Source organism: Pseudoalteromonas sp. McH1-42, from assembly GCF_022347845.1.
Classification (GTDB): Bacteria; Pseudomonadota; Gammaproteobacteria; order Enterobacterales; family Alteromonadaceae; genus Pseudoalteromonas; species Pseudoalteromonas rubra_D.
In genome coordinates, this window is the sequence record NZ_JAKRFU010000001.1 from 233,900 (window position 1) to 246,165 (window position 12,266).

A 12,266-nucleotide genomic window follows, 5' to 3' on the forward strand; every position below is an offset into this window, starting at 1 on the left:
GATTAAGCTACTTGCTCTGTCACATCTACGATATCAATTAGTTTTTCGTTCAGTATCTTCTTAGCGCAGTTACAACACTTACCACACTGAGATCCCACACCTAACTCTTTGCTCAAATCGCGCATAGACCTTGCGCCATCATCAATAGATTCGGCGATTTTTTTGTCCGTCACACCGTGGCAAATGCAGATATACATAACTGAAAACCATTCTCAATAACCTTAACTGCGGATAAGTTTAATCTAAACAAAAATGGTTATCAACAACAAAAACAGAAATAATGAGAATAATTCGTAGTTGCATTGATTGTGTTTTTGATACACCTTTTAGTTCAACGGTTTAGGTTTTATCTAAACCAGTGCTTTTTTACCCAAAAATTTGCCAGCTGAGGCATTTTTACGAATTCTCGTTCAGCTCAGCCCATAACTTGGTATAATTAGCATAATCTGAGCAATGTATGCCTCAGCGAATATGACAGCACAAAAGCGTAAAAGGACTGTTCACTGTTGTGCGCCTGGGAACGTGTGAATGAACAACTGGCTACAAGCAGCTTTATTGTCTTTTTTATTGATATATCACCACTTGGTGATTGCAGATCCTTATTATGCAAATCAGATCAGCCGCTTGTCGACGCAGGAAGGGCTTTCTCAGTCGAGTGTCACCGCGCTGGTTCAGGACAAGCAGGGATATATATGGATCGCGACCCATCAGGGCTTAAATCGACATGACGGTAACCAATTTAGTCCCTTCAAGGGGCAGGCACTGTTCTCAGGCAGTGACATTTTACTGCTCCAACTGTTAGACAATGATCAATTATTTATATCAACAGTACAATCAGGCGCGTTTCTGCTAAACACCCGTACTTTATCGCTGGTGAAATTGTTTGACCAGGGAGGACGTCAGGGCATAGCGCCAGATGCCGCGGTGAATGCCATTGTGCAGTATCAAGATCAATACGTGATTGCAATTGAAAACGCCTTGTATCGCGTCGATACGCAGACACTTGCGTCGGAACGTTTGCTCACCCTGCCACATAACGCCTATGTTCGTACTATGCTGGCGTGGCATGATACTTTGCTCATTGGTTCAGAGTCTGGACTGTTTCAATTCAAAAATGAGCAACTCAGCTTACTGAACCACCAGGGCTCAGTAGCCAAGTCTGCGCTCAATAACAATGTAAAACTGCTCAAACAGGACCAGGCGTTGGGGCTGCTGGTGGGCACAGTGGAAGGCTTGTTTGTCATTCCAGGTGATGCCAGCCAGCTAATAGACCAGCAGGCTTATGAACTTGTTCCACAACTCAATATCTGGGCACATGAAATCGGGCCATATGGAGAATACCTGGCCACAGATTCAGGTCTATATCTGCTCGACCGCCGTAATCATAGCGCCAGTAAGCTGTTTTCATTCAGCGAAAGCCGCTATTTGACACCGCAAAATACCATCCCTGTCATGTTATTAGACAAGCATGCAAACCTATGGATGGGCTCTAATAATAATGGGGCATTTATTTGGCCAACTTCAGCGTACCGATTTAAACTACTCGCCTCCCATAACAATAACTTCAATAACAATATCTGGGCCGTGCACCAGAAAAACGATGGCACACTTTGGCTTGGCAGCGATGATGGGTTACATCTCTTTTCCGACGGCCAGCAGGCAACCCTTCAACAAAGTTATTTTCGTAACCAAAGCCACAAACCGGCATATGGCAGCCACGCTGTCTACAACATCTATAGCTCCCCCTACCTGACAGACAATATGCTCCTGCTTGATACCAGAGCCGGACTTAAACAGTTTGACATAACAACCGGGCAAGCCTCTGAGCTCAAAGTCACCAACGCAAACGTTGCAATGACAGGAGAAGACCACTTAGTCGGCTCTATGCTTGTAGATCAGCGTACACTCTTGTTCCATACGCACCATAATATTTTCCTTTATGATATTGCCTTACAAACGATTACCACATTAAGTGAGTTGGAAGCACAGATAGATGACTTGCAAGCCCTGTTATTTCTGCCTGGCAGACCAGAAAAGCCCAATGAAGTGTTATTCAGCACCGCCAACGCGCTAGTGAGTTACGATCGTCTCAGCCACCAGGTCAATACTTTGTGGCAGGCAGACGCCGCCCCTGATAACGCCTACCCTATCGTAAATGACTGGATGAAGGATGGCCAGGGCCGACTTTGGCTGGCAACCAACACAATGGGCCTAATTGCACTCGACACACACAGTTTCCAGCCCATAGTACATATCACAGAGGAGCAGGGGCTTGGCACCAACACTCTTTACGAACTGGAGCGTGACCTGCACAACCAACTTTGGATAAGTAGCCAAAATGGCCTCTATAAACTGAATTTAGAAACGCTACAGCTCGATCACTATGATCATCGTAATGGGCTGGTTACCAATGAGTTTAATCTCGGGGCCAGTCAGCCTCTGCACTCAGGAGAAATGCTGTTTGGCACGCCCAACGGCGCAATAAAGTTCGACCCAAATGCCTTTACGCTGCCAGTAGAAACAGAGCAACTCGCCTTCTCCGGTGTGCAGCTGATGTCCAGGCCCATACTTGTCTCACCCGAACAACTCGACACGCAGACTTTACAGTTTGAATATGACGACATGGGCTTTCGCTTTGAGTTTAGCCAATTCAACATTTTTAATGTGCGTCGTAATTTTGTCACAGCTCACCTGTTAGGGCCCACGACCCTGGAGGTCAAAGATGTTAAAAATAACTATTTATTTTTTAATACCTTGAAGCCTGGAAAATACACCCTGACACTGTCGGAGTTCCGACCTGGTGACACTGAAAAACGCATCCAGAGCCAGCTACATTTTGAGGTCAAACATGCCTGGTGGAATACACCGTTAGCAATCAGCAGTTACCTGTTGCTGATTGCAGGAATATTGACTGTGCTCTATCGCAGACACCAGGTCAAGCAACTTGCTCTGCGTCAGACCTATGACCAGTTAGTTCACGCAAAAGCCCAGACCGACTTGGCGCTTACCAAAACACAAAGCGGGCTGTGGAGCATGGATATGCAGACTCAGCAAATCACCTTACTGGGCAATGTTCAGGACGCCAGCCAAAGTAAACAGCTCAGCTTGAACGCATTTTTCAACAAAGTTCACCCACAAGATCAGGAAATGGTACAACGCCAATGGGCACGCTTTATTGCCTCACCCGACAGCCAGCTCTCTATCACGTATCGAATTTATTCCAAACAACAAGGCTGGCTCTGGTATCACGATATTGCCAAGGTCAGCGAATGGGATGCCAAAGGTGAACCACTAAAGGCATCTGGTATCTACAGTAACATTACCGAGCAAAAAGCAAACCAATTGAACGCTGCTATGTTCGCCCAGGCCCTATCTCAGATCCAGGACTGGTTATTAATCCTCGACAGCAGCTTACAGCTTTTGTCTGTCAACCAAAGTTTATCATCATCTCTTGGATTGGACCGATATGAGCCTCAAAAACAACTGACACTCAGCGAACTCAAAAAACGACTTGGGCGACAACAGCTGATAAAATTACTGAACGCACTGCGTAACATCCAACCTAAAGAGAACATAAAACTAGAAATTGATGTGACATTTGATGATCAGCGCCAAAGTGCAGTTCAACTCAGTATCAATGCCATTACAGATGAACAGGGTGAAATAGAGTTTTTAGTCATCGTTGGTTCCGACTTATCTCAGCAAAAACAAGCACAAAGTGAGTTACGTTATCTCGCAAACTTTGACGCCCTGACCGATTTACCTAATCGCAACCTAATGCTGCAACACATTGAATTTGCAATTTATAATGCAACTAAAAGCAATTCCGGGTGCGCGTTGTTGTTTATTGATCTAGACAAATTCAAGCCAATTAATGACGCCTATGGCCACTCTGCAGGGGACCAACTCCTGATTGCCGTTACGAAAAGGATAAATAGCACCTTAAACGCGCACTGTATCCTGGGTCGTCAGAGTGGCGATGAGTTCATTGTTCTGATAAAAACTTTCGAAGACGTCGCCCAGGTCACAGAGTTGGTGCAACATATGATCACGTCGTTGTGCAATAAATACGAAATAGATGGTATCTCTATGAGCATCTCTGCCAGCGTGGGTGTCGCGATTTTTCCATTTGACGAGCAAACAGCAGAAGGCCTGTTGCGAAATGCGGATATCGCAATGCTGCATGCCAAACAAAGCGGCAGAAACAACTTTAAGTTTTTTACCAGCGAAATGAATGCGCACCTGAGCAGAAAGCTCAGCTTAGAAGCGGCGCTCAAGGAAGCGGTAGCAGACGATCAGTTTTACAATCACTATCAGCCTATTGTGAACACCACAAACCACACTTTGACAGGTGTGGAGTTGTTAATGCGCTGGCAGTTGGGGTCAAAGCCTGTATCACCTGCAGAGTTTATTCCGATTGCTGAAGAAGTCGGCTTAATTGAGCAAATGACAACGCAGGCCTTACGTAAAGCTCTTGAGGAACTTACGCCATTTTTCCACCAGCAGGCCTCATTTTATTTGTCATTGAATCTCTCACCTCAACATATTATGCGTGATAACCTGGCCGCCTCTTTGGACAGTATTGTGGCGGAATTTGGCTTAAGCAATCATCAGCTTAAACTGGAAATCACAGAAACCAGCTTTCTGGCAGACCGGCATAAAGCCAGTAAAACACTGGCACAGCTTAAAAAATTTGGCTTTACATTACTGCTGGACGATTTTGGCACGGGCTACTCTTCGCTCACGTACCTAAGTCACTTTCCTATCGACATTATCAAGATTGACCAGAGTTTTATCCGCACACTGGAAACTCACCCTCATAATCGTTCCATCGTAAAGACCATCTATATGCTGGCGCAAAACCTCAACATGGCATGCATCGCCGAAGGGGTGGAAACCGCCCAGCAGCTTAGTTTCCTTCGGGATCTCGGCTGCGAATACATGCAGGGATATTATTTTTCTAAACCTCTTAGCGCTGCGGGCTTGTTTGAGCAATACCCGCCTGATGTGGCCAACGTGAGCTGACGTAGTTATGCGCTACGCCATCGAGCCAGGCATTGATACAGGGCATCAGGCTCAATGGGCTTAGAAACAAAGTCATCCATCCCTACCTGCAAACATTTCACTTTGTCCTCATTGAAGGCATTGGCTGTGATGGCAATGATATAAGGTGTACCGTATAGGTCAGGGTTTTGCCGGATCCGACGAGTGCAATCAAATCCATCCATATTCGGCATCTGACAATCCATCAGGATAACGGGCATATGGTTACCCTCTAAGACAGACAGCGCATCCAGGCCGTCATTTGCTTTAGTCAAATTGCAGCCTGTATGTTCCATCAATTTTGCCGCTACGATCTGGTTGATTGGGTTGTCTTCAACCAGTAACACATTCACACCAATCAGATCCGGTGCACTGACATGCTGTTTTTCGTCTTGCTGCGCTTCACCCGGACTGGCAGGCAAAATCACGGTAAACGTGCTGCCTCTGCCGGCCTCACTTTCTAAACTAATTGTCCCCCCCATTGCCTCAGCCAGGCGTTTACATATTGTCAGGCCTAGCCCTGTGCCACCATATTTACGTGTTGTGGAAACATCAGCCTGAATAAACTCTCCGAATAGCTGCTTCTGTTTCTCTTTCGCAATCCCTACCCCGGTGTCAGAGATATCAATATGCAAGGCTTCGTTGACGTAACAGGCACTGAGCTTAATACTACCCTGCTCAGTGAACTTGCCTGCATTACTGAGCAAGTTGTTAATGATTTGCGTCACCCTCAACTCATCCAGCTTGAGGTACTCTGGAATAGAGTCGTTAACCTCATAGCTAAATGTCACTCCAGCCTTCACGCCAGTTTTGCAAAAGGACGTGGTCAGCGAATGTAACATCTTACGAAAGGCAACATCGTGCCTGTCCAGCTCCAGGGCGCCAGCTTCAATTTTGGAGTAATCAAGAATATCGTTCAGGATCAGCAGCAGGTTATGCGCAGACTGATAAATGATCTGCAAAGACTCAGCAACCTCTGTGTCATGGGTGTGCCGCTGCATATCTGCGGTCATGCCAATTATCCCATTGAGCGGTGTGCGTATTTCATGACTCATATTGGCCAAAAACAAACTTTTTGCTGAACTCGCTTTATTGGCCCTGTCGAGTGCATCAATTAGCTCTTCAGTTTTCTCCTGCACCTGGCTCTCTAATTGGGCATTAAAGTTGGTGAGCTGAGCATTAAGCGACTGATTTTCCTGATTGGCTTTTTGCAACTTTTTGAAGCTCATAGACAACTTAAACGCCAGCTGGGTAAATTGCTGCTGCAACGTAATCACTTCAAGAAAGGTTGCTTCTTCGCGAGGAGACAAATCATCATTACGACTGGCCGGGTCAAACCCGTTCAGCCGACTACTAAGATCATGCATTGGGTTGATCAGCATACGGGTTAATTTGCTAACCAAAACGCTGCTCAGTGCAATAATAAACAGAGCCAGGAAAAAAGACTGTCCCCAGGCCGATGCAACCGCCATATTGACATACTTGCGCTCCACCAGACTGATGACCTGCCAGCTAAACTCCTCAGAACGCACACCACGACGGTAAAACACCTCTTCCGTCTTACCAACATACAGATTCAAATCATCATTGGTCAGCGAATTTAACGTCGCTTCGTCCAGTTCATCGAGCGTATTAAAGTCAGATTTCAGGGAGCTAAATACCACTTTATTTTCGCTATCCAGGATCATCAAGTGTCCCAGGTGCGACAAAATACGAGGAATAAATTGCTCAAATGTATTAAAAAATACGGACCCTTCCACAATCCCGGCAAAGTTCCCTCTCTCATAGATGGGGGCAGAAATAGCGACAATCGAATCATCACCAAACCCCCTACCCCGAAAAATGCCCGACACAAACCCATTGGGATAATACGGTGCCTGAATAAAATACTGACGATCGGATACTGCCGGCACTTCGCCAGCAAGGCTGGTCCTAAGCGTATCGGGGTAAAAGTGTGTAACCAGCCCGGATTCATCCGCGGTGATGGCAGTGCGGATATTCGGATAGGACTCGACCAGACGTGTGATTGTATGCTGTTGATCCAACCCGGCTTCAATATTGTGCGCAGCATCTGCCAAAGCACGGCGATGATTACCAAGAAAGCTGTCTATCCGCTGCGCCGTTGTGTTCGCAACATCACTCAGCTGCGCTCTCACCTCATATTCTATACGTTCATAGTGGCTATTGGTCAGCATAATCGTTGTCACCAGCACCACCAGAATAATGAGGTGACTGATCATGTAATTCAAAATGCGATACAGTGGCTTCGCCTGCCACAATTGTTTGAATAAAAATAATGACAGTAAGTCGACAATAACCAGGCATATAGCCGCATTAATGAAGTACTTGGCCAGCGCCGTCATAATAACCAGTAAGTTGAGGTCAAGGGCAAACTTACCGAACAGGAAGAGTAATGGAATCCCAAACAGCACCCAAAATGCCAGGCCCCGCATAAATAAAGGTTTGTTAGGTCTGACACAAAAGATCTGTAGCCAGGCAATTTCTAACAAAAACACCGTAGATGGCCAACAGTGTCCCCAGCGGTAAAATATAAAGGCCGCACCAATTGCGACACACAATAAAGCATAGCGCCAGCCCAGCGACATCAATGCAAGAATAACGAACAGCTGACCAAGCAGAAACTCGGAACTATCCAGGAACCATAGGGGCAGAAGGTTAGCAAAGCCACCTAACAACCCGAGCACAACCGCAATCGCGATCTTAGGTAATGCTGTTATTTTCCCGAACAATACTCAGGCTCCTCTTGAACTTAACACCTACAGGAACCTGCACCTCACCTTATGAGTACTACGCAGGCCCTGAGTTTCGATCAGCTATACAAGTTATCACCTACAACACAAAAACCTGTGTTGCTCATTTTGATTAGCTTGCAATTTTTTTACTGATACTGTTAAAAAGTAAAGGAAAAACTGACTTTTGCCAAGTTTAGTGATCCGGACAATCGTGGCTTTCTATTTGCAAAACGCATTGTTTAACGGCATAGGTGTTCATCAAAGCACGTTCTACTTCGAGGCGACACGCTTCATCGTGCATTTCAATCGTGCAATGATGTTTAAGCACAATATGCGCCCCAACGGTTAACTGATTGTCCAGCATAGTGACAGTAATGTTGTGAACACTCTCAACGTGTTCAGTCGACAGGATCAGCTGTTCCAGTTTTTCGACAGCCGGAAGCATTTGTGCTTTTTCCGTAAGACCCTGAATACAGGTATAGATCACTTTAACCCCGGTGAACAACACAAACACAGATATAAGCATGCTCGAGGCAATATCAATAACCTGCCAGTTAGTCAGGTGGATCAGTACACCCGCAACAAAGGTAGAAATAGTAGAAAGCAAATCAAAAAAAGAGTGCAGAAAAACCGCATAAACATTGATGCTATCTTTACGCCCCTTGTATAACACCCATGCTGAGGCACCATGAAACAAGAACCCGACTGCTGCAATACTCGACATCGCGAAGGCGTTCACATTAAGGTCATGCCCCTCGGCATGATGTCCTAGCCGCTCACCGCCTTCAAGCAAGATAATTGCAGCAATAGATAAATACAGCAGTCCATTAAACAGACCGCCAGTGTACTCTGCCTTTTTATATCCGTCGCTGTAGGTTTTTGCCAACTTGATTGCAACAGACGAGGCGATTAACGCAATGAGCAAAGAGCTATTATGCACAAATAAATGCCCGGCATCGGCTAGCACAGCCAATGAATTGGCATAATAGGCACCTACAACCTGAATAATCATAAAGGTACATGTGAGCGCAAGGGCGATAAGGAGTCGATTACGAGACGCTTGGTGTGTTGTCAGATCGGTCATTCGAGCGGTTTAATGCCTTATAAAATACAGCTGGGGAAATGATAAAGAGTCGCAATTGTACCCTGATTTCAACGGCCGCGCATCAAAAATGTCAGTAGTAATATCAATCTGATTATTTCAATAGCGTATCCTACGTCTACAAATCTCGGCGAAAATAGGTCCAAAATTTAGTAAATGACACTGATCGTGCGAAATATAATCAAAATAAAATGTATTGAAGGCAGTGAGTAGCCAGTCTATTGACTTAGATTAACCTCCATCAGAAGGGCTGACGCAAGATTTTATTCAGGCACTCAATCGCTTATGGCCTTGCCCATAGCTTAAAACAGCCTGCTCAAACAAACTTACTTGCTCATGGCTAAACTGACACCGGGTATACCTGAGTATATCCAGAGAAACTTCACTAACCTTACAGCAATCTGTCGGCCGGGTTGGGCTAAACTCTGCGTCATCAGGAAACACCGCTAACCAACGTACACCAAATGGCGTATTCAACACACCAGCCAGTGTCGAGGCGCGTTGTGCCGCTGCCGTGAGCGGATTTGCCAGGTAGTGAGTCTTGTTCTTATGCCGACAAGGCCAAACCTGACTGTCTGTTTCAACAGCAATCAACCCACTTTGCTCAACCACCACCACAACAAAAATGCCAAATGGAGACAACACAACACAATCCAAGGACAAAGCTTCGAGCTGTTCCGGATACAAATGACGAGTGAGAATGGTATAGTGTTTTGCGTCCAGCGATGTCGTTAAGCTGCGGTAAACCTGCCATTTCAGCTTATCAGCCTGTGCTTTATTGGCTTCACGTTTGCGCATATAAATGTAACGCGCAGCAGTCCATATAAGATAAACCAAAAAGCACAACGCAATCAGATTAAACGCGGTGAACTCTGGTTGAGATTGCACATCAGGTTGTACCTTAGTCAGAACATCCGCCTGGTGCGACGCGGCATTGGTTATCTGTACATCAGCACCTTTATCTGGCTCGTTGCCAGAAGTTGGCTCTGCACTCAACACATGAGTGCTGACGATAAACACGCAAACCAAAATCCATCTAACCATACCGCCACCTTTTTTAGCGTTGAGCTAATGCGTTAAGCGTCCAGGCTTCTAAAATACCGTCACTACTTAATGTCAGGAGGGTATCTCTATCCGCCGCATACATATCCACTATGGTCGCCCCATCATGAACAAAGTTAATTTGCCAGGTACCCAGCTCCTCGCCATTTTTCGCATTCCAGATGGTCAAATGCGATTTTGACGAAGACGTTGCGAGCAGCTCACTCCCCTTAATAAACAGCGCTTTACGAAATACTTTAAAACGCGACATATACTGTAGCTCACTGATACTCTGTCCATCGGTCAGGGATGTAACAACCTGCTCATTCAAAGCATCAGACGCAAACAAGGCAGAGAAGTCATCCCGCACTGCAACACTGGTCACCCGATGATCAAACTCTTTCATAAAAATAGGTTCTGCCGAGCCAAATTTCCACAGTGCCAGTTTGCCATCCTGAGCGCCGGTCACAAAGAGTTCGCCCTTATCATCCCAAAACACATGCTGAACCGGTCGCGAGTGCGGCGCAAATCGGTTGTTTATCTGAGTATGTAAATCGGCCATATTGATGGTGCCATCCGCCATCGCCACGATGGCCTTATCATTTTTAGGCGATATGGCCATAGCCGTGATCACTGCACCAGGTGTTACTCCACCAAATGCAACTTTGGTCACTAGCTTACCTTTACTCAGTGACCAAAAAGCCAATTCTGACTCACTGGCAATCACTAGCATCTTCAAATCTTCAGACAGCGCTATATCTCGAACAAACTCAGGCGTCTTTTCTTTGGGCACTGAAAACTCGACCTGTTGTGTGGCTACATCCCAAACCTGAATTTGTTTTTGATTGTCAAATGTGACGAGCTTAGTCCCGTCTTTTGAGAAATGGCCTATCGCAATGCCACTGTCATTCAGTCTGCCAACATTACCCTGACTTAGCTGGATTTCCTCATTGCATGCGCTCAACATTATCACACACAATGCCGCCAGCATTACCTTTAACCACATAACTCTACTCGTGACACCACTAAAACCGCCATTATACGTGTATTAACTGAGAGTAAAAAGTACACCTGAAAACGTATACCAAGTTTAACAAGACAGAGGGTAGAAGAAACCCGTTCCTGTTTCTATTACATCTCGATAACACCACACCTGAGCTATCGCCAGCAAGAACCACACCAGCCCTCACTCACGATTTAGTAAGGTACTGATCTGCCACAACTCAACAAAACCGTCACTACTGAGCGTGAGCAGTTCACCTTGAGAATTAGTATGCATATCAAGCACAGTGGCATCGCGACTCTGAGCCTGAATAGCATAAGCGCCAATTTCCTGACCGCTTTGCGCATCCCACAAAGTCCACCAGGCTTTTGTCGATCCCGTTGCCAAATAACGCAGATCTGAACTAAACGCAGCCGCTCTAAACCACCTGAAACGCTCTGGGTAGTGTAAATTAACGTCATATTCGGCATCTGAGTATACGGAGAAAATACGCTGTTCATTGAGTGCATCGGAAGCAAACAGCTGGGTCTGATCCGTACTGTGCGCGATGCTGGTAATTCGGCGGCCAAAATCAAAACGCCGCTTTGTCATCATAGTGCGGGCATCATATAACAGGACCAGGCCATCGTGCCCAGCGCTCAGTATACTTTGGCCTTGCCCACTCATCGCCACATGCATTATTTTGCTGTCATGGAACCTCGCCGTTTTTACTAACTGATTGTCCAAATCCAGTAAGTTAACGGTGCCGTCGTTTAACCCTGCTAATAACAGATTGGGACGACTATATAAGCGTAATGCCGATACCTTTGCCAGCTCAGACGAAGGGTGTACCGCAACTGACCCCAATTGCAGCCCGTGTTCAACATCCCATAGCTCCACCGATTTTCGGTAACCTATTGCTAGTCGCTTATTGTCTTCACTGAGACTAAACGCCAATATTTTACCCTTGGCATTATCGAGCCCGCTAAAGGGGTCAGCCACAGCAAATAAAAGGGTCTGAGTATTGATATGGTATACCGCAAGTTTGTCACCCGGATTGTGTAAAATGGCAAAGTTGCCATCTACTGAAAACTGGCCCTGAACCGCGTTTTGTTGCAAGCTGACGATTTGAGTTTCACTATTTTGAATTGGCGCATCACATCCGGCTAACCCCATCACAGCCATTAAAACTAAACCTATCAAGAGATGTTTTGCCGATTGAGTCACCAGAACCACCGCCTGTTTTTCATGTAATAGAGTGTAATGTACAAATATCACCCAAATGTATACCTTTTGACCTGCTTGCCGTGAACTGGTTCATTAGGCAGCGTCTCTTATTTCCCCT

At 45.9% G+C, this 12,266-nt stretch carries 7 protein-coding genes; 1 reads left to right on the forward strand and 6 read right to left on the reverse strand.

The window, feature by feature from the left end; translation table 11 throughout:
* Positions 1-2 precede the first annotated feature (2 nt).
* Entirely contained in the window at positions 3-197 is a 195-nt protein-coding gene (locus tag MHN31_RS00930) for a (2Fe-2S)-binding protein (protein ID WP_010380974.1), read from the reverse strand.
* Positions 198-528: 331 nt separating this feature from the next.
* Here MHN31_RS00930 and MHN31_RS00935 point away from each other — a divergent pair, with 331 nt between their 5' ends.
* On the forward strand, positions 529-5,025 hold the full coding sequence (locus MHN31_RS00935) for an EAL domain-containing protein (protein WP_239443190.1): 4,497 nt from the start codon (positions 529-531) through the stop codon (positions 5,023-5,025).
* A gap of 5 nt (positions 5,026-5,030) precedes the next feature.
* On the opposite strand, the gene MHN31_RS00940 is transcribed toward MHN31_RS00935, so the two are convergent.
* The 5 genes from MHN31_RS00940 to MHN31_RS00960 all read right to left on the reverse strand — a co-directional run bounded on the left by MHN31_RS00940 (position 5,031) and on the right by MHN31_RS00960 (position 12,199).
* Complete coding sequence (locus MHN31_RS00940) at positions 5,031-7,793, reverse strand: ATP-binding protein (RefSeq protein ID WP_239443191.1); 2,763 nt, start codon at positions 7,791-7,793, stop codon at positions 5,031-5,033.
* Positions 7,794-7,989: 196 nt separating this feature from the next.
* Positions 7,990-8,880: a cation diffusion facilitator family transporter gene (locus tag MHN31_RS00945; RefSeq protein WP_125557213.1), complete on the reverse strand. Its 891-nt coding sequence runs from the start codon at positions 8,878-8,880 to the stop codon at positions 7,990-7,992.
* Between the two features lie 285 nt (positions 8,881-9,165).
* Complete coding sequence (locus MHN31_RS00950; RefSeq protein ID WP_125557215.1) at positions 9,166-9,942, reverse strand: nuclease-related domain-containing protein; 777 nt, start codon at positions 9,940-9,942, stop codon at positions 9,166-9,168.
* Between the two features lie 13 nt (positions 9,943-9,955).
* A complete protein-coding gene (locus MHN31_RS00955; protein ID WP_138537956.1) occupies positions 9,956-10,945 on the reverse strand; it encodes a hypothetical protein in 990 nt (329 codons plus the stop codon).
* A 180-nt stretch (positions 10,946-11,125) separates the two neighbouring features.
* Positions 11,126-12,199 carry a hypothetical protein gene (locus MHN31_RS00960; protein ID WP_239443192.1) on the reverse strand — a complete coding sequence of 358 codons (1,074 nt, stop codon included), beginning with the start codon at positions 12,197-12,199 and terminating at the stop codon, positions 11,126-11,128.
* Positions 12,200-12,266 lie beyond the last annotated feature (67 nt).

What these genes read in the sequence shown, in the direction of transcription:
- MHN31_RS00930 (WP_010380974.1), bottom strand. Translation starts at nt 197, where the DNA reads ATGTATATCTGCATTTGCCACGGTGTGACGGACAAAAAAATCGCCGAA.
- MHN31_RS00935 (WP_239443190.1), top strand. Translation starts at nt 529, where the DNA reads ATGAACAACTGGCTACAAGCAGCTTTATTGTCTTTTTTATTGATATAT.
- MHN31_RS00945 (WP_125557213.1), bottom strand. Translation starts at nt 8,880, where the DNA reads ATGACCGATCTGACAACACACCAAGCGTCTCGTAATCGACTCCTTATC.
- MHN31_RS00950 (WP_125557215.1), bottom strand. Translation starts at nt 9,942, where the DNA reads ATGGTTAGATGGATTTTGGTTTGCGTGTTTATCGTCAGCACTCATGTG.
- MHN31_RS00955 (WP_138537956.1), bottom strand. Translation starts at nt 10,945, where the DNA reads ATGTGGTTAAAGGTAATGCTGGCGGCATTGTGTGTGATAATGTTGAGC.